Raw genomic sequence first — 18541 nt, 5'->3', positions numbered from 1 at the left:
TCGTATCTGCCGGAGCGTTACTGCGCCGCCTTGGCTTCTTCTACCTCGCCCTCGCGGTAGATGTCTTCGCCCGTATGATCGACATGGTAGCCGCCGCGCTCGACAAAGCGCACCAGCGGCCCGGCAAGCACTCCATGGACGACGATCGATACAAGGATCGCGAAGCTGACCGTCGCCCACAGCACATCGAGGCCCTGAAAGTCGCCAGCATTCTGGCCGTAGGCAAGGTAGTAGATCGACCCCATCCCCCGCACTCCCAGAAACGCGATGGCGAACTTGCCATAGGTGTGCAGCCCGCAACGTGCGAGGCCCAGCATCCCGCTGATCGGGCGCAGGATGAAGATAAGGGCGAGCCCGATAAGGGCGGCGGGCCAGGTCAGCGCGTCGAGCACGCCGCTTCCCAGCATCATGCCAAAGCCTAGCAGGACGAGGATCAGCACGATGTGTTCGAGCTGGTCGATGAAGTGGTGGCTGATCCGGTGGTATTCGCTGCGGTTCTCGAGCTGCCGCGCGACGACGCCAGCGACGAAGACTGCAAGAAAGCCGTATCCCTCGATAAGCTCTGCGATGGCATATGCGCTGAGAAGAGTGCCTAGCACCACAAGCCCTTCACGCGTCTGGTAGCGCGGACCTTCTTCCTCGAATTCGTCCATCGGCGTGTCGGCTTCGAACTCGAACACGTACCAGCCGCCGATCCGCCCGATGGCCCAGCCGATAGCCAGTCCTGCTGCTATACGCCAGACAAGGTCGAACCCGGCCCATTCAAGCGTCCAGTTGCCAAGGCTGGCCATGCCGACCGCGGCGATTGCGAGATAGGTGAATGGGAAGGCGAGGCCATCGTTGAGCCCTGCCTCGACCGTTAGGCTGAAGCGCACATCGTTGCGTTCATCCTGCATCGGTGGGCCGACCTGCACGCTGCGCGCGAGCACCGGGTCGGTGGGCGCCAGGGCTGCCCCCAGAAGGATCGCGCTCGCCGGTGTCAGGGCCAACGCCCACCAGCCGAGGAAGGCTACGCCAGCAATGGTGAGAGGCATGGCGACCGCAAGCATCGGCCAGATCTGCCCCCAATTCGTCCAGCTGACAGGCCTGTCGATCGCGATTCCAGCCGAAGCGAGCGAAACGATGACGATGAACTCGGTCACATATTCAAGAGTCAACGCATCGAAGCTGTCGGATGCTGGATTGAGCGAGGGCAGGTCGACCGGGAGAAGCGTGATCAGAAACCCCGCCAGCACGTAGACCATAGGCAGGCTAAGCGAGAAACTGGCGAGCTTTCGCTCAAGCGCAACGGCAAGCACGAGCGCCACGCCAAACGCTGCAATCATGAAAATGCGGGGTTCGACCATGCTTTCTCTACGCGCAGATCGGGAGCGAGGTTCCCGAACCTACGCCTAGGGCGTCACTCGGGCGACCAGCGGCGGAAGGAAGGGCGCGGCAATTCGGCCGTGCGCGCTCTTTCATAGGCTGCGCCCACTTTCAGCACATCGTGATCGGCCCATTTCGCGCCGAAGAAGCTGATCCCGACAGGGAGGCGCTCGACATGTCCCATCGGCACGGTGAGGTGCGGATAGCCCGCGATGGCGGCGGGAGAGCCGAAACCGATCGAGCCGTTGAACTGGTCTCCGAGCACGAGGTCGCTCATCCATGCAGGCCCCCTGGTGGGTGAGACTAGGAACTGCACGTCGTTGTCGGCCATCAGCTTGTCGAGCGTTTCTTCGCCTGCGATCCGGACCGCGTTGGCGCGGGCTGTCTCATAGGCCTCGCGGTCGGTCGTGGCCTCTGCGGTCTGGAAGATACCTTGGTCGAACCAGCGCATTTCCGTGTCCGCGTTGGCTTCGTTGAAGGCGATTAGGTCGGCAAGCGTACGCGGCGTCTCTGCGCCTTCCATCTCCGGGATTGAGGCGAGGTACTTGCCCATTTCCTCCCGCAGCTCAAACAACAGCACGGTGAAGCTGTCGCGGTACATTTCGGAATTCGGCTCGAACTCGATATCGACCAGCACGGCTCCTGCGTCGCTAAGATCTTTCAAGGCCGCTTCGAACACCTCTTCGACCTGTTCGTTGTTTCCAACCTGCTCGCGCATGACCCCAATGCGAACCCCTTCGAGGCTGAAATCGCCAAGGCCTGCCGTGTAGTCCGCGATGCGCGGTACGCCGATTGTTGCTGCGTCCGCCTCGTCTTCACCAGCCATGGCGGAAAGCAGAAGCGCGGCGTCATAGACCGTCTTCGTCATCGGCCCTGCGGTGTCCTGCGTGCTCGAAATCGGCACGACGTGTGTGCGGCTCACGATGCCGACCGAAGGTTTGAAGCCGACGACGCCGTTGATCGAGGCCGGGCAGGTGATCGAGCCGTTGGTTTCGGTCCCGATTGCGCCCCATGCAAATTCCGCCGCGACCGCCGCACCGCTGCCCGAGGAGGAACCGCAGGTGTTGCGATCGATTGCGTGCGGGTTGCGAGTTAGCCCCTCGACCGCGCTCCACCCGCTGGTGGAATCGTTGGAGCGAATGTTCGCCCACTCGGAAAGATTGGTCTTGCCCAGTACCACTCCGCCAGCAGCGCGCAGATTGGCGATAAGTGGCGCATCTCGGCCCGTGCGGTTGTTCGCCAGTGCAAGGCTGCCTGCAGTGGTCGCGAATTCGCGTGTGTCGATATTGTCTTTCACCAGCACACTGCGCCCGCGCAGGATGCCGGTGGAGGCGAGCCTGCGCGCTTCGACCGGTGCTTCGACATTGTAATCAATAACCGCGTTCAGCTGCGGCCCGTTATCGTCGAGCGCCTGGATGCGAAGGATGTAGTCAGTGACGCGCATGGTCTCGCCGAAGCTGTCATGCATGTGCGATGCGCTGTTCGCCTCATTCTCTTGAGCGCTGGCTGATGAAAGGCCAAGGGAAAGCGAGAGCGCTATGAGCGCAGCAGATGTCCTGATCATGGGGCAGGATGCTGGCACTTTTCCGCCCTTTCCCCAAGAGCAAAGTTAATCCCCTTGAACAATCGACAGTCGCGTCCGACATAGACGGTCAATCTTTTGGACGAGGAAATCCTTTCATGATCGATCTGTTCGGCAATTCCGGCGAAACCCACGGCACTCAGGGCCAGTTCGAGCGCGACCCGCTGACGGGAGCGCTGGTGCCCACCGTGGTCGAGCAATCGAGCCGGGGTGAGCGCGCATTCGACATCTTCAGCCGGCTGCTTCGCGAACGCATCGTTTTCGTGACCGGTCAGGTCGAAGACACGATGGCATCGCTGATCGTTGCCCAGCTGCTGTTCCTCGAGAGCGAAAATCCCTCGAAGCCGATCAGCATGTACATCAATTCGCCCGGCGGCGTGGTGACTGCCGGCATGGCGATCCACGACACGATGCAGTACATCAAGCCGCGCGTTTCGACCGTGTGCATTGGTCAGGCCGCGTCGATGGGCAGCTTCCTGCTTGCCGCGGGTGAGCCGGGTATGCGTGTCGCGCTTCCCAATGCCCGCATCATGGTCCACCAGCCTTCGGGCGGTGCGCGCGGTATGGCGTCGGACATCGAGATCCAGGCTCGCGAGATCCTGCGCATTCGTTCGCGCATGAACGACCTTTACGTGAAGTACACCGGCCAGAGCCTCGACGAGATTGAGAAGGCAATGGACCGCGACACTTTCCTCGAGGCTGAGGAAGCGATGAAGTTCGGCCTCGTCGACAAGGTCTTCGAAACCCGCCCTGAGTCAGGTGACGAAGGCGAAGAGGAAAAAGGTTCGGGCGGCGCGCCCGAGTAAGGCCTTAAATTGAACCTATGTAAGCGCCCCAGCATGGGACGCGCTTACCAATGGTTCAGGCCAATCTTCATAAGTGGTGCACGATTACCACGTAACGTGGACCAAAAATCGACGCCGATGAGTTGATTCATCTGGCGGGAAAGATACATTTGCCGAATCCACGGGTCGGATTCTCTCAATCTGGCCCACTGGATCCGAGGACAACAGGAATGACCAAATTGAGCGGATCTGACAGCAAGAGCACCCTCTATTGCAGCTTCTGCGGCAAGTCGCAGCACGAAGTGCGCAAGCTCATCGCCGGCCCGACCGTGTTCATCTGCGATGAATGCGTGGAGCTGTGCAACGACATCATCCGCGAAGAGACGAAGGCTGGCATCGCCGGCAAGAAGGAAGGCGAGGTCCCGACCCCTTCCGAAATCTTTGCAACGCTGAACGACTACGTGATTGGCCAGAACTCGGCCAAGCGGAACCTGTCGGTCGCGGTCCACAACCACTACAAGCGCCTGAAGCACTCGGGCAAAGCCGACGGGGTAGAGTTGGCCAAGTCGAACATCCTTCTGGTGGGACCCACCGGTACGGGTAAGACGCTGCTCGCGCAGACGCTGGCGCGCACCTTCGACGTGCCCTTCACGATGGCCGACGCCACCACGCTGACCGAAGCGGGTTACGTGGGTGAGGACGTTGAGAACATCATTCTCAAGCTGCTGCAGGCATCGGACTACAACGTCGAGAAAGCGCAGCACGGCATCGTCTACATCGACGAGATCGACAAGATTACACGCAAGGCGGAAAACCCCTCGATCACGCGCGACGTGTCGGGTGAGGGCGTCCAGCAGGCGCTGCTCAAGCTGATGGAAGGGACCACCGCTTCCGTCCCGCCACAGGGCGGTCGCAAGCACCCGCAGCAGGAATTCCTTCAGGTCGACACGACAAACATTCTGTTCATCTGTGGCGGGGCCTTTGCCGGTCTCGACAAGATCATCGCCGACCGCCTGCAGAAGCGTTCGATCGGCTTTGGCGCGCATGTCGCCGATCCGGAGAAGCGCAAGGTTGGCGAACTGCTTGAAAAGAGCGAGCCTGAAGACCTTCTCAAGTTCGGCCTCATTCCGGAATTCGTCGGTCGTCTGCCGGTGATCGCGACCCTGCACGACCTCGACGTCGATGCTCTGGTCACGATCCTGAAGGAGCCGAAGAACGCGCTGGTCAAGCAGTACCGCAAGCTGTTCGAGCTTGAGGATGTTGACCTGACCTTCACCGACGAAGCCCTCGTCGCGATTGCCGAACGCGCCATCAAGCGCAAGACCGGCGCGCGCGGCCTGCGCTCGATCGTCGAAGGCATTCTGCTCGATACGATGTTCGACCTTCCCGATATGGAAGGCGTTGCCGAAATCGTGATCGATCAGGATGTGGTCGAAGGCAAGAAAGACCCGATCCGCGTCCATGGCGGCGAGGCGAAGGAAGAAGCAGCCTGATGGTTTCAGGCGGGCCCCTGCTGCTTGCAGCTGTAACCAGCCTGTTCCTCATCGCATCTGCATTCTGGGCGGAGCGACGCTTCGCCGGATATGATCGCCTGCCCCGGCAATTCGGCTTCACTCTCAAGCCAACATCCTACGGCCCGCGCTGGCTCATCATCTGGCTCGTGCCCGCTGTCATTATCGGCGCGATTGCTCTGGCTGTCTTCACTCCGGCGCTTTTCCCGCCGGAAAGCATCAGAGGTGAGCCGGGAACCGGGGTCGTGATTGCCAGCCTTGTCGGCGCTGCTGCCCAGGTCTTCATCCTGTGGCTCCTGGTGCGCTGGGCGAACGAACAAGGCTGAGCTTCGCTTGAAAACGATCGGCATTATCGGCGGGATGAGCTGGGAAAGCTCGGCGCAATACTACGCCATCATCAATCGAGCAGTGCGCGACCGACTTGGCTCACCTCACTCGGCGCGCATCCTTCTGCACAGCCTCGACTTCGCGCCGGTTGCGCAGTTGCAGGCGGATGGCGAGTGGGAGGAACTGGGCGAGGCGATGGCAGACAGTGCACGTGCGCTCGAAGCGGGCGGAGCCGATTGCCTTCTGATTGCAACCAATACGATGCACAAGCTCGCCGACGACGTTGAAGAGGCGAGCGACCTCCCGCTGCTGCATATCGCCGATAGCGCGGCGGACGCGGCCTGCGCAGAAGGGCTGACCAAAGTGGCGCTTTTGGGCACAGCCTTTACCATGGAACAGGACTTCTACCGCGAGCGGCTCGCGGAGCATCACGGGCTCGACGTGGTCATCCCGGAAGCCGGCGACAGGGCCGAGGTTCATCGGATCATCTACGAAGAACTGATTGCGGGCGAAGTGCTCGATGCCTCGCGAGAAACCTATCGCGAGATCATCGCAAGGCTGGTCGATCAGGGTGCGCAGGGCGTGATCCTCGGCTGCACGGAGATCATGCTTCTCATCAGCCAGAGCGACAGTCCGGTGCCAATCTTCGACACGACTGAATTGCACGCGCTAGCCGCCGTCGAATTCGCGCTCTCGTAAGAAACACGCCCCAAATACTAACCCCGCCCGGTCGTGGAGGTACGACCGGGCGGGGCGGTTGTCGGCGCTGACCCCGGGTTGGGAGGGGGGATCGATGGGGGCAGCGCCAGCTGTGAGAGGGTTTAAGGGTTAGGCGGGGAGGAACACGCCGTCGGTCACGTGGATGACGCCATTCGAGGTCTGGACGTCGGCCTGCGTCACGGCGGTGGCGCGGCCTTTGGCATCGGTGATGACGATCGTATCACCTGACAGGCGAGCGGTCAGCTCTTCGCCGGCAAGCGTCTCGATGGTCGCGGTACCGTTGTGGCGCTTGATGAGGCTCACAAGATCGCTCGACGTCACCGAACCCGACACGGCGTGATAGGTGAGGACGGTGGTCAGCGTTCCCTTGTTTTCGGGACGAAGCAGCGTGGAAACGGTGCCGTCGGGGAGCTTTGCAAAGGCAGTGTCGGTCGGGGCGAACACAGTGAACGGCCCAGGGTTCGAGAGGGTGCCAGCGAGGTCTGCCGCGGTCACGGCTGCAACGAGCGTGTTGTGAACGCCGGTCGACTGCGCGGTCTGAACGATGTTCGGAGCCTGCGTGCTCGCGGTGCGGTGATGGTGGCCCGCATAGGCCGGTGCGGTGGCAACGGCAGCGATGCCGGTGGTTGCGGCGACAGCCGCGATGACGAGGTTACGGAAGGTCTTGGCAGTGGTCATGATTGATCTCTCCATTGTCGCAATCCCTCCCGGTCTTGCATGGAGAACTACGCTGGCGCTGATGCAGCGGATGCGAGCAATTCTCGATTTTGTTGCGAAATTGGCAGAAAGCAACGTTGAAACGCCTCGTGCATGCGACAAAGCGAGTAAATCGGTACACGATGTGTACAAAAGCACGTTCGCTTGCTGCACGCAGAAATGACAACGGCGCCCGTATAGGGGGCCGTATCAGCTCTTTTCAGTACTGGAGAATGCTCGTCGCGAGCAAGATTAGACGGAGGTCAGAGTGCCTTCGGCCACAACTGGGCCCGCATCTTCACCTTCAGGCTTGCCGCCAATCGGCTCCCGCGTGAGGACAAGATTCACGCCGCTTCCCATGTTACCGACGATTTCGTCTGTCAGCTCAAAGCTGCGCACCTCGCCCGGCGCCACGACGCCCAGCGATTGCAGCGCGCTGCCGTCTTCGGGAACAAGCCACAACTCGTGATCGTGAACGCCATCGGCGGTAAGGCCGATCGCGCCCACCAACAGACGGTCGCTTTCCGGAATGTATGTCACGTCGAGCCGCAGGCCGGTGTCGCCAATCGGCACCTGTGCAACCAATGGGTCTGCGCTTGCAAATTGCGGAGCCTCGGTCGCGGTCGGGACCGGAGCAGAGCCAGTGCCCTGACCAACAAATGCGACCGCAGCAAGAACTGCCGCCGCAGCGCCTGTCAGACCGGCGGTCCACTGCCAGCGGCGCAGGCGCGCGGTGATGTCGACCACGTTGCTCTCAGCGCCGTCATTGGCAGCGACCACGCCGCTTGCGGGCATGTCGTCGGCTCGGCGCAATTTGATCTCGGCGGAGATACGCTCCCAAACCTGTGGGCCCGGTTCTGCGGCAGGCATTTGGTCGGTCAGCGGGGCAAACCAGTTGTCCCACCATACCTTGCGCCAGGCAAAGCCATCGTCATTCGCGAGCCTGCCCTTGGCGGCGAGCAATTCCTCGCCTTCGAGCAGGCCGAGCGAATACTCGGCCGCTGACAAGGCGTTGCCGCGCTTGAAATCGTCATCCATGTCCTGATCCCTCGGACTGCTCATTCGCTCGCCTCCAGGCAAGCACGCAGGCGTTGCAGCCCGCGTCTGATCCAACTCTTCATCGTGCCCAGCGGCACATCGGCGCGCTCGGCCAGCTGCGCGTAAGTATAGCCATCGAAAAACGCGCTGCGGATATGCATCGCGGTGCGATCGTCGAGAGTGTCGAGGCAGGTGTGAATCTGTGCGGACTTTTCCGCATCGATCAACAAGCTGTCCGCCAGTGGAGCTTCGTCGGCGAGCGGTGCTGCTTCTTCAACGGGCACAGCTCCGCCACGCACTTTCCCGGTGCGCAGTCGATCAATCGCGCGGTTGCGCGCAAATGTCGCCAGCCACGAGATAGGGCTCGCCCGCGAGGGGTCGTAGCTACCGGCGCGCTGCCACAGGTTGATATAGACGTCTTGCAATGCGTCCTCGGCTTCCTTTCGATCGCCCAAGATACGCAGGCAGATGCCAAACAGTTTCACGCGGGTTGCTTCATAGACCTCTTCGAGCGCGCTTTGGTCCCCTTCGGCGAGGCGAACCATCTGAGCGCGCAGGCGTTCGCGGGCCGCCTTGGCAGCGTCCGGATTGGCATCGGATGCCTTGGGTGAGCCACCATCAACCATCAGTGCTGTATCGTCTCGCTTTCTGGTGATCCGTCCTCGCAGCCATGCTCGCACGGGTCGCTTTCGACCTGGATCGTCGAGTGGCCAATCCCGAAGCGCGCTTCGAGAGAATCTGAAACCGATTTCAGGAACGTGTCGCTCGCCGGCTTTCCGGGCATCACAAGATGCGCGGTCAGTGCCGTCTCGGTCGTCGACATCGGCCAGATATGTAAGTCGTGCACGTCGTCCACCCCGTCCATGCGAGCCAAATGCGCGCGCACCTCGGCCACGTCAAGCCTTGCAGGAACTGCAAGCAAGCTCAAAAGGATAGAGTCCTTGGCAAGGCCCCACGTACCCCAGGCGATCATTGCGACGATTGCAAAGCTGACGAGGGGGTCGATCCATGCGAGACCAGTCAGCAGGATCGCAAGCCCGGCGAGGACAACGCCGACCGAAACCAGCGCATCGGCAGCCATGTGAAGGTAAGCGCCCCTGATATTGAGATCTTCCTGTCCGCGAAGGAACAGCATAGCCGTGCCCGCATTGATGAGGATCCCGATTCCAGCGACTATCATCATCACCATGCCCTGAGGCTCGGCGGGCTCAAACATGCGATGGATCGTCTCGAACAGGATCGCACCGATCGCGACCGCCAAAAGCAGGGCGTTGGCAAGCGCGGCAAGGATCGTGGAGCTCTTGTATCCATAGGTGAACCGTTCGGTCGGTGCGCGCTTGGCGGCCACACTGGCACCCCATGCAAGGAGCAAGGCGAGAACGTCCGACAGGTTGTGTCCGGCATCTGCCACGAGCGCCATCGAGCCGTAGAGGAAGCCAAACGTTGCCTCGACGATCACGAAACCGGTGTTGAGAAGGATGGCGAGGATAAATGCGGTGCCATAATCCTTTGGCGCGTGGTGATGGCCATGGCGGTCATGCAGGCCGTGGCAGTCGCTCTCACCCGAGCTGTGCGGGTGAGAATGGCCGTGGTGGTGAGCGTGTGCGTGCGCCATCGGGTCTATTGATAGACGCAGTCGTCGAGCCCGTCACCTTTGACGACGTTAATGCGGGCCTCGATCGAATTGCCATGGCGCGCGAGCCAGCCAGCGGGGCTGACCACAGCGCGCTTTTTGGGCTGGGGCAGGGCAGCAGCCATTCGGCTTGCCTCGTCGGGCGACATGCGAGCGGCGGAGTGGCCGAAATAGCGCTGCGACCCGGCTTCGGCGCCGTAAGTCCCGATCCCTGTTTCTGCGACGTTGAGATAGACCTCCATGATCCGGCGCTTGCCCCAGACGGCTTCGATCCAGAACGTGAACCACGCTTCCACGCCCTTGCGGAAGTAGCCGCCGCCTTGCCACAGGAAGACGTTCTTTGCGGTCTGTTGGCTAATGGTCGAGCCGCCGCGAATGCGCCCGCCTTCGCGGTTCTCCTCCATTGCCTGCTCGATAGCCTCGGTGTCGAAGCCGAAATGCTCGCAGAATTTGGAGTCCTCCGCCGCGATTACGGCTGCGACAAGGTTGGGGTCGATATTGTCTAGGCTCTCCCAATCTTTGGTGATGCCGTTTTCATCCATCACCATGGTCGCGGTGACGGGAATGGGGATCCACTTGTAGGCAATAACCAGAAGCAGGCTTAGCCCGATGAACCACAGTATGATCTGCGCGATCAGTCGAGCGACGCGTGCGGGGATTGAGCGGGTCTTCGCCTGTGCCATTTTGCGCCGATTACTCGGCTGCACGCCGCTTGGCTACTAATTGTAGCGCGCTTCGACCTTGGCGCCTTCCTTGCCTGCCGCAACGGTCTCACATGCTTTGCGCAGATCATCGAGATATTGGTCGATCACCTCGGCATGTTTGGGTGAGAGCATGAGGTGTAGACTAGGCGGATCGATGGTGATCGAGGCGAACCAGCCCTTGCGATACATCTCGGAATAGAGCGCGAAGCTATCGTGTTCCGGATGGCGAAAGGCGATCAGCCCAAGCATCGGTTTGCCAAGCACCTCAAAGCCAAGCTGCGCTAGCCCTTTCTCCGCCCGTTCGCGGGTCTCGCACACCAGTCCCTGTTTCTCGCGATAACCCTCGATGCCCAGCACATTCATCACCGCCCAAGCCGCTGAAATAGCGCCGCCGGGCCGTGTTCCGGCGAGGGTGGGTGTCTTCATAGGCGCACCGTTCCAGTTCTTGGTGTCGAAGGGCATGTGCTCGAACAGCGCTTTGCTGCGAAACAGCACGGTCGAGGCACCTTTCGCGACGTAGCCATATTTGTGAAGGTCCGCGCTCATCGAATGGACGCCCGCGACCTCGAAATCGAACGGCGGCACAGGCACGCCATTCATGCGCGCGAACGGGGCGAAATATCCGCCGACACAGGCATCGGTGTGGAGCCAGACGCTCTTGGCCTCGGCCACCTGTCCCAGCGCCGCGATCGGGTCGATGATGCCGTGGGGGAAGTTGGGAGCAGAGCCGACCATCATGATCGTGGATTGGTCGCAGGCTTCGCCCATCGCTGCAGGGTCTGCTTCGTAGCTGCCATCGACCTTGAGCGGCACGCGCCGCACTTCGATGTCCATGAGGTGCGCGGCCTTGTCGAAAGCGGGATGCGCGGATTGGGGGAGCACGATGTTCGCTGGACCGCTCAGGCCTTTCTCCGCACGGGCGTAATCACGCGCGGCCTTCATCGCCATCGTGATGCTGTCGGTTCCTCCTGAGGTGATCGCTCCGGTTGCGCCTTCGGGGCCGTGGAGGACCGAAAGCGCCATCTCAACCACCTCGCGCTCCATTTGCGCAAGCGAGGGAAAGGCGAGCGGTCCCAGACCGTTTTCCGACATGAAGAGCGTGTAGGCCTCGTGCTGGACCTCACCGATTTCAGGGCCTGCATTGAAGACATAGACAGCGGTCTTGCCGTCACGCCATTTTGCATCGCCTGCGCCGCGAGCGATCATCTCCTCGCGCACGTCCTCCCAGCTTCTGCCGGCTTTCGGCATTGCCATTCGCTCTCTCCCTCAAAGCGTCATTCGCCTATGTGAGTGTCACAAGCGGGAAGCGAGTTCAAACGCGAAGATCAACCTCCTCGGCCCAGGCCACCCGGCGAAGCGGGCCGGGCGTATGCGCGCCGAACGGCCAGCAGGTGGTTAGTGCGAGAATGCCCTTGTCGGGGTGCGTCGGGTAAGCAAACTCGTCCCACCGCACCGTTTCGAGATGAGTGATGCGATAGGTGGCGGTGCTCCCGTCGATGCGTTCAAAGCGCACGAGATCACCCGGCTCCACATCGGCGACGAATTTGAAATGCGTATCGCGGTGAGCGGCGAGCACGGTTATTCCGCGCGCCGCATCGTCGAGCACCGCGGTCGGTCCGAACGCCATGGCCTCACCCGATCCACCCGACAACACAATCTCGCTTGCGCCGAGGCTCGGCACGCTGACGCGGGCAACCGGCGCGGTATCGGCCCAGCCCCAGGGTTTGACTGGCATGCCCTCCGCAACGCTTCGCTCAAACGCCCGCTCCAGAAGGATCTGAGCGACCTCAGCCTTGACCGGAATGTAAAGCGCCTTCGCCACGAGCGCGGCGCCGCTCACAAGCAGCGCCGCGACGACCAAAAAGGGAAGGGCGCGCATCACGTCTCCTTTCCTCTGCGCGCGCCCTTGGTGCCGGATTGCGGGAACGGCCAGCATCAGACCGCCACCTGCCGGAGGCTTCGCGAGGCGAGGCCCTCAGCCAGCCGCTCCCGCCACCACAGGCCGCCGAGCACGCCTGCCAGGAGGAGCAGGAGGCCAAGGGCAAGGGTGAGGACGTACCCGGTCGAGGTGTTCGGAAGTTCGAGGCGCTGGCGTTCTTCTTCGCCCATCGCATCGGCCAGCTTTTGCCAATCAGCAGCATTCGCCACGCGTCCGCCGAACAAGTGATCGAAGTCCCAGCCAGCTGGCAGCAGAAGCGGCAGTTCCTCGCGGGTGAGCGATGCGCCGTCCGGGCGGCTAGGCGTGTCGTCGACCGCGACAAGGCTGGTGCGGCTGGTGACGAGGTGGAAGGCCATGCCGAGCTCCTCGATCGAGGTATCGGCGCGTTCGTGCGAAGTCTCGCCCGACCAGCGTTCAGCTTCGACCTCGGCGATCCGGCGCGAGGCCCAGAGTTTGGCTACGACATCGCTGTCGCTCGCATCCGTAAGGGCGATGCTGCGCGTCCAGCGCACGCCTTCGATCATGCCGCTCACCGTCAGCGTGCCTTCGAGATGGCGAGTACGGCCCAGCAAAACCAGGGGCTCGCCTGCGTAAAGGTCGGGCAAATCGCGCGGCGCGAAGTCGATATTGCCTCCCTCGACATTCGCGGTGAGGCCGGTCGCGACGGGAAGCGAGAGCCGATCGAGAAGGCGCTGCATCTGGTCTTCTGCCTCTTCGCCCATGCCGACATGCGTGAAGGTTCCGCGCCCGGCTTCTGCCATGCGGCGCATGAGGTAGGTGTTCGGAGCCGAGCCGATGCCGACCATGAAAACCCGGCTGTCCTGTCGATTGCGATTGATCTCCTCCATCATGTCCGCCTCGTTCGAGAGCGCGCCGTCGGTGAGAAAGATGACCTGCCGCACGCGCTCATCCGGGGCACGATCGCGCAGCGCGGCGCGCAAGGCGGGCAGCATTTCCGTGCCGCCATTGGCCATGAGGTTGTGAGTGAAGGTCTTGGCCGCCGCGATGTTGCTGTCGCTTGCCTCGACCGCGCTCGCAAAGAGCTCAGTCATCGTGTCGTCGAAGCGGATGACGTTGAACCTGTCCTGCGGCCGCAGGGTTTCGAGCGCGTAGAGCAGGCTGCGGCGCGCGGCGGGCATGCTTTCGCCTGCCATCGAGCCCGAATTGTCGATCACGAAGATCATCTCGCGCGGGGGAGCCTCGCCAACCCGTTCGAGCGCGGGCGGGGTGATCGTCGCCATGACATATTCGAGTTCGCCATGGCGGTGTTTGAAGAGGCCGAGCGTGGGCGCGTCTCCCGATGCGCTCCAGCGAAGCTCGAAATCGCGGTTGGCGGGCACGGCTCCGTCTGCGAGCGTCACTGTGCGTGTCGAGCCGGAGCCACGCACACTCACCGCGTGATAGGGGCTGGAAATCGCCTCGGGCGCAAAGCCGGGGTCGAGATTGACGGTTATGCTCACCGGATTGAGCCCGCTTCCAGCGCGCGCAACCATTTCTGGGTCGGCGGTTGGTGCGATGAGGTCAGCCGAGCCTGCGAGCAGAGCGGCGCGGCTGAGAGTGCCGTTCGCATTGGCCGAACCCGCGATGTAGCGCGGCCCCACAACGAGCGGCATCCGCAACGAATAATCGCCTGCGACCTGCGCAATGGGAGCCTGGAACTCGATCTGCACCAGCACCGTCTCACCGGGGCCAACATTGGCGATCGAATTGCGGAACATGTTGGGGCGGTGCTGTTCAACGAGGCCAGCTTTCTGGCCGCTCGCCTTGGCTTCTTCGTAGATCTCGCGCGCTTCCTCGCGCGGCTTGATCTTACCGTCGAAGATGCGGTCGCCGACCACCATTTTCAGAGTGTCGACGGTGCCATCGTCGGGTAGCGGGTAGAGATAGGTTGCCTCCATCCATTGCTCCGACGTGTTGCGGAATGCTTGCGTCACGGTCACGCGCGCGGTCTGGCCCGAGACATTCGCAACGATGTCGGTGCCGAGCCGCATGGCAGGGACATCGGTGGCGACCGCTCCTGAAGAGACGGGGCGGAGGATCAGCCCTCCCTCAGATGTCGCGGCCAAGCGCGGAGACGGACGTCGTTCGGGGGTGCCGCCCATGCGCACGGCGTCGCCTGCTGCGTCGAGGGCTGCGCCCGCAATGGTGCTGTGTCCCGGCCGCGCCGACAGCGCCGAACTCGCGATCGCGAGCAAGGCCGTGATCCCAAGAATGAGCATGACGACAAGTGCGTCGCGGTCTAGTGACAATGTAATTCGTCGCATGTAAGCCTCCGTTCATCGCTGTTATGTATTCCACTAGCGATGAACTGAGCCGCCATGCCATGGCCAAGATTGGCCGGTTTCCGCCGCGGGGGCGGACGGGATGGAGGATAAAGGCGGTTTTGTGCGGAATTGTCCGGATATGTGCGGGCGACAGGCGGGGTCGAGGAGGAAACGATGGGGTTTGCAGCGGCGATGAGCGATTTCGACAGCGGGGAAGTGGCGGTCCGCCTGCGCGAGGAGATCGCGCGCCAGCGATTGTCGCGCGCCCGGCTCGCAGAAAATGCGCGGCTATCAGTCTCGACGCTTGAGAAAGCATTGTCCGGAAGACGGCGGTTTACGCTTGCAACCGTGGTGCGACTTGAGGAGGCACTTGGGGCCAGTCTTCGCGAACAGGCCACACACCATTCCATAGAGCCCTCGCTCGCCCCATCAGAAATGGGCAGCTACGCTCGCCAAGCCGTGCGCTGGATCGAGGGCGAATACCTCACATTGCGCGCGAGCTTCGGTGAAGACGGTGCGGTCTACGCCTATCGTACCGAGATCCGATGGAGCCCTGCCAAGGGGCACTTGGTCTTCGCCGAGAGTGACCGGGTTGATGCAACATTCGAGCAGGCGGGTTTCGTCTCGATGCCTCACCTCTCGGGTCACACATATCTGATGACGTCCGAAGAGGGGCAGTACCGCATGATCATGCTCGGTCGCGCCACGCGCGAGGCGCGCATGTTCGGACTGCTCTCGACGCTGCAGGTGGGGCAGGGGTCGCAACTGGTGCCGGTCTCTTGCCCGGTCGCATTCGTACCGATCGGGCAGGTCGAGGAACCTGTCTTTGGTCTGATGCGGGAAGGAGAAGAGCGCTGTTCTCATTATCGCTCGATTCTCGACAGCGCACTTGAGGGTGATTTTTGCCGGATGCGCCGCTAGCGCTTGCCCCATGATTATCGTCCTTGAAGGGATCAGCGCTGCGGGCAAGACCACATTCGCCCGCCACTTCGGCGAAGCGCATCACGTGCCTGAGTTCTCGGACCAAGGTGTTGTGCCTGGCGAGAGCGATCCAGCCGAGGTGCATGCGGCCTATTGGCTTGAGCATAACATCCGCCGGTTTCAGGCCGCACTGACCAAAGAACGCGAACACGGCTTTGCGATTTGCGACACAGAGCCCCTCAAGATCCACTTCGATTGGTGCATGGCGCGTGCGGGCTTCAAGTCCATGGACGTCTTCAACGCGTCCATCCCGATTGTGCGCAAGGCAATCTCAGACCGCAGGATCGGTTTCGGCGACCAATATTATGTGAAGCATATCGCACCAGACATCGCCCGCGCGCAGAAGGAAGGCGATGCCACACGGTCACGCCGCAATTTCGACATGCACCTTGCCCTGCAACCGCACTTGATGGATTGGTTTGAGGCCCTCTCTCATGCTTTGCCCGAGAGGGTCGAGTTCGCCTTTCCTGATCAAGACGCGCTAATGGCTGAACTCAAAAGAAAAGCGCCGGAGGAGGACCCCCGGCGCTTCGATGTTTCGGTGTTTGATGCTCTGATCGAGCGTTTGCCGACCTAGGGTTTACGCAACGCCCGGCAGCAGTCGCTCGCCAGCGATCCGTTGCATGGCCTTCTGCAGCTTTTCGAATGCGCGCACTTCGATCTGGCGGATACGCTCGCGCGATACGTCGTAGACCTGTGACAGCTCTTCGAGTGTCTGCGGCTTTTCCGTCAGGCGACGTTCGGTGAGGATGTGCTGCTCACGCTCGTTAAGGCTGTCCATCGCCTCGACCAGCATTTCGTGACGCACTTCGGCTTCTTCGGCGTCGGCGACGGTTTCGTCCTGAAGCGGACGATCGTCGGTCAGCCAGTCCTGCCATTCGCCCGAGCCATCTTCGCCATTGCGCATCGGTGTGTTGAGCGAGCCGTCGCCGCCCATCATCATCCGGCGGTTCATGTTGACGACTTCCTGCTCCGGCACGCCCAGATCGGTCGCGATCTTGGTCACGTCATCGGGGTGCAGGTCGGAGTCTTCGTAGGCTTCGAGCTGCTTCTTCATCCGGCGAAGGTTGAAGAACAGCTTCTTCTGCGCGGCGGTGGTCCCCATCTTCACGAGGCTCCACGAACGCAGGATATATTCCTGGATCGACGCCTTGATCCACCACATCGCATAAGTCGCGAGGCGGAAGCCGCGATCGGGTTCGAACTTCTTGACGCCCTGCATCAGGCCCACATTCCCTTCGGAAATGAGGTCGCTGACCGGCAGGCCATACCCGCGATAACCCATCGCGATCTTCGCGACGAGACGCAGGTGGCTCGAAACCAGCTGCGAAGCGGCTTCGGGGTCTTCGTGTTCGGCATAGCGCTTGGCGAGCATGTATTCCTGCTCGGCGGTAAGCACCGGGTATTTCTTGATTTCCGACAGGTAGCGGTTGAGGCTCTGCTCTCCACTGAGCGCCGGTACAGTTGCTTTGCTCACGTTTCTTCCAACCTTTCTGTGTCGGCCTCTCTCGACGGACCCCTGATGGGCATCCGTTTCATTGGGCCACGAGGTTACCTGTTTGGCAGGCCCACCATATATACGCGCTTTCTTCGCAAATGGGTGAGCTTTTCATCGATTAGAACAACCAAGTTCGTCGATTAGTTCCTGCATATCGGCGGGTAAATCCGCGCTAAACCGCAGTTCGCTCCCGAGAATCGGGTGAATGAAGCCTAATTCTGCCGCATGAAGCGCCTGACGCGAGAATTTGAGCTGTGATAGCAGAGGCTTCAGAACCTTGGGTGTTCTGCCGTAGATAGGGTCTCCTAATAGCGCATGACCGATTGATGCACAGTGAACGCGAACCTGATGTGTCCGGCCCGTTTCAAGGCGACATTCGATTAGCGCAGCAGCGCCATTCGGCTTGAGCACCTTATAATGCGTAACGGCGTGTTTTCCGCGTGAGGAATTCTTTGGCAGGACAGCCATTTTCTTTCTGTTGGCGTCAGAGCGTCCGAGGCGTTCATTGATGGTGCCCTCGGCGGGGAAGGGATGACCGCCGCACACCGCCAGATAGCGGCGATGAACGCTGTGCTCGGCAAACTGGGCCGCGAGCCCTTCGTGCGCCGCGTCTGACTTGGCGACAACCAACAGGCCTGAGGTGTCCTTGTCGATTCGGTGGACGATGCCAGGACGTGCAACGCCTCCAATGCCGGAAAGCTGGCCCCGGCAATGGTGAAGCAGCGCATTGACGAGCGTTCCGTCCGGGTTCCCGGCAGCAGGGTGGACCACCATTCCGGCAGGCTTGTTGACGACGATAAGGTGCTCGTCCTCGAATGCCGCATCCAGTGCAATGTCCTGTGCCTGCGCCTTGGCTTCGGCCGCAGCGGGGACGGTGATGCGAAACGGGGTATTTTCAGCGACCTTTACCGAGGCACTGGTGGCGGTCTTGCCGCCGACCTCCACCGCTCCCTCGGCTATGAGAGCCTGAACCCGTGCGCGCGAAAGCTCTGTCGCATCGGCGAGCGCCTTGTCCAGGCGGGCGGGGGCCTGAATCGAACCCGTGATGATTTCCTCAGCGGCCATGGTATGGCCATGCGCGATGGTCGTCGAAGTGACAAGAGAGGCTCTCGAAGCCATGCGCGAAGCTGCCCGCCTCGCCCATCCGCGTGAGGCATGTGGGATATTGCTCGGCACTGCGACACGGGTCTTAACGCTGCGCGAGGCGAGGAACATCCATCCATCCCCCGAAACTCACTTCGAGATCGACCCGCAAGCTCTTATCGACGCTTACCGAGCCGCACGCGGGGGTGGACCGCGCGTGGTAGGCTACTTTCATTCGCACCCGTCTGGCTCCGCCGAGCCATCGGCTACCGACGTCGAGATGGCGGCGGGTGACGGCTCGATCTGGGCGATTTGCGCCGGAGAGAGCGATGCGAGCGACATTCGGTTTTTCCGGTCTGGGAAAGGCGGTTTCACAAGGCTTTCCATGGACCTGATCGACGGCTAGAACGCCTGC

At 61.7% G+C, this 18541-nt stretch carries 19 protein-coding genes; 7 read left to right on the top strand and 12 right to left on the bottom strand.

Features of this window, described 5'->3' with window-relative positions:
* Positions 1–17: 17 nt before the first annotated feature.
* Positions 18–1346, bottom strand: coding sequence for a cation:proton antiporter (locus AC0V6T_RS11125; RefSeq protein WP_486126885.1), 1329 nt, complete (start codon positions 1344–1346; stop codon positions 18–20).
* 53 nt (positions 1347–1399) lie between these two features.
* Positions 1400–2929: an amidase gene (locus tag AC0V6T_RS11120; RefSeq protein ID WP_486126883.1), complete on the bottom strand. Its 1530-nt coding sequence runs from the start codon at positions 2927–2929 to the stop codon at positions 1400–1402.
* Between the two features lie 116 nt (positions 2930–3045).
* Between AC0V6T_RS11120 and AC0V6T_RS11115 the strand changes: the two genes are divergently transcribed.
* The 4 genes from AC0V6T_RS11115 (at position 3046) to AC0V6T_RS11100 (ending at position 6269) form a co-directional block, all read left to right on the top strand.
* Positions 3046–3753, top strand: coding sequence for an ATP-dependent Clp protease proteolytic subunit (locus AC0V6T_RS11115; protein WP_007163192.1), 708 nt, complete (start codon positions 3046–3048; stop codon positions 3751–3753).
* A gap of 209 nt (positions 3754–3962) precedes the next feature.
* Positions 3963–5225, top strand: a complete 1263-nt coding sequence (gene clpX, locus AC0V6T_RS11110; RefSeq protein WP_486126880.1) for an ATP-dependent Clp protease ATP-binding subunit ClpX — start codon at positions 3963–3965, stop codon at positions 5223–5225.
* Positions 5225–5569 (top strand): hypothetical protein, encoded by a 345-nt coding sequence (locus AC0V6T_RS11105; protein ID WP_486126878.1) that lies wholly within the window; start codon positions 5225–5227, stop codon positions 5567–5569. Before clpX ends, AC0V6T_RS11105 begins: the two co-directional genes overlap by 1 nt.
* 7 nt (positions 5570–5576) lie before the next feature.
* Positions 5577–6269, top strand: coding sequence for an aspartate/glutamate racemase family protein (locus tag AC0V6T_RS11100; protein ID WP_486126876.1), 693 nt, complete (start codon positions 5577–5579; stop codon positions 6267–6269).
* A 129-nt stretch (positions 6270–6398) separates the two neighbouring features.
* Here AC0V6T_RS11100 and AC0V6T_RS11095 read toward each other — a convergent pair whose 3' ends face one another.
* The 8 genes from AC0V6T_RS11095 to AC0V6T_RS11060 all read right to left on the bottom strand — a co-directional run bounded on the left by AC0V6T_RS11095 (position 6399) and on the right by AC0V6T_RS11060 (position 14564).
* A complete protein-coding gene (locus AC0V6T_RS11095) occupies positions 6399–6968 on the bottom strand; it encodes a fasciclin domain-containing protein (RefSeq protein WP_486126874.1) in 570 nt (189 codons plus the stop codon).
* A gap of 270 nt (positions 6969–7238) precedes the next feature.
* The gene (locus AC0V6T_RS11090) at positions 7239–8048 is read right to left on the bottom strand and encodes an anti-sigma factor (RefSeq protein WP_486126872.1); all 810 of its coding nucleotides are present in this window, start codon (positions 8046–8048) and stop codon (positions 7239–7241) included.
* Positions 8045–8650, bottom strand: coding sequence for a sigma-70 family RNA polymerase sigma factor (locus AC0V6T_RS11085; protein ID WP_486126870.1), 606 nt, complete (start codon positions 8648–8650; stop codon positions 8045–8047). Before AC0V6T_RS11085 ends, AC0V6T_RS11090 begins: the two co-directional genes overlap by 4 nt.
* Positions 8650–9639, bottom strand: a complete 990-nt coding sequence (locus tag AC0V6T_RS11080; protein ID WP_486126868.1) for a cation diffusion facilitator family transporter — start codon at positions 9637–9639, stop codon at positions 8650–8652. Before AC0V6T_RS11080 ends, AC0V6T_RS11085 begins: the two co-directional genes overlap by 1 nt.
* Positions 9640–9644: 5 nt before the next feature.
* Entirely contained in the window at positions 9645–10340 is a 696-nt protein-coding gene (gene mtgA, locus AC0V6T_RS11075; RefSeq protein ID WP_486126866.1) for a monofunctional biosynthetic peptidoglycan transglycosylase, read from the bottom strand.
* A gap of 36 nt (positions 10341–10376) precedes the next feature.
* Positions 10377–11615 (bottom strand): pyridoxal phosphate-dependent decarboxylase family protein, encoded by a 1239-nt coding sequence (locus AC0V6T_RS11070; protein ID WP_486126864.1) that lies wholly within the window; start codon positions 11613–11615, stop codon positions 10377–10379.
* A 58-nt stretch (positions 11616–11673) separates the two neighbouring features.
* Complete coding sequence (locus AC0V6T_RS11065) at positions 11674–12240, bottom strand: class GN sortase (protein WP_486126862.1); 567 nt, start codon at positions 12238–12240, stop codon at positions 11674–11676.
* A 56-nt stretch (positions 12241–12296) separates the two neighbouring features.
* Positions 12297–14564: a marine proteobacterial sortase target protein gene (locus AC0V6T_RS11060; RefSeq protein WP_486126860.1), complete on the bottom strand. Its 2268-nt coding sequence runs from the start codon at positions 14562–14564 to the stop codon at positions 12297–12299.
* Positions 14565–14738: 174 nt separating this feature from the next.
* Here AC0V6T_RS11060 and AC0V6T_RS11055 point away from each other — a divergent pair, with 174 nt between their 5' ends.
* Together AC0V6T_RS11055 and AC0V6T_RS11050 are read left to right on the top strand one after the other, a co-directional pair.
* Complete coding sequence (locus AC0V6T_RS11055; RefSeq protein WP_486126858.1) at positions 14739–15485, top strand: helix-turn-helix domain-containing protein; 747 nt, start codon at positions 14739–14741, stop codon at positions 15483–15485.
* Positions 15486–15495: 10 nt separating this feature from the next.
* Entirely contained in the window at positions 15496–16122 is a 627-nt protein-coding gene (locus AC0V6T_RS11050) for a hypothetical protein (protein ID WP_486126856.1), read from the top strand.
* A 3-nt stretch (positions 16123–16125) separates the two neighbouring features.
* Here the strand turns inward: AC0V6T_RS11050 and rpoH are convergent, their stop codons facing one another.
* Both rpoH and AC0V6T_RS11040 read right to left on the bottom strand, forming a co-directional pair.
* Positions 16126–17022 (bottom strand): RNA polymerase sigma factor RpoH, encoded by an 897-nt coding sequence (gene rpoH / locus AC0V6T_RS11045; protein ID WP_007163207.1) that lies wholly within the window; start codon positions 17020–17022, stop codon positions 16126–16128.
* Positions 17023–17154: 132 nt separating this feature from the next.
* On the bottom strand, positions 17155–18108 hold the full coding sequence (locus AC0V6T_RS11040) for an RluA family pseudouridine synthase (protein ID WP_486126853.1): 954 nt from the start codon (positions 18106–18108) through the stop codon (positions 17155–17157).
* Here AC0V6T_RS11040 and AC0V6T_RS11035 point away from each other — a divergent pair.
* Entirely contained in the window at positions 18089–18532 is a 444-nt protein-coding gene (locus tag AC0V6T_RS11035) for a M67 family metallopeptidase (protein ID WP_486126851.1), read from the top strand. The genes AC0V6T_RS11040 and AC0V6T_RS11035 overlap by 20 nt on opposite strands.
* Positions 18533–18541 lie beyond the last annotated feature (9 nt).

Source organism: Erythrobacter sp. S158, assembly GCF_057364915.1.
Note: the sequence above shows the minus strand (reverse complement) of the source record. Positions and strands in the feature narration are given on the sequence as shown.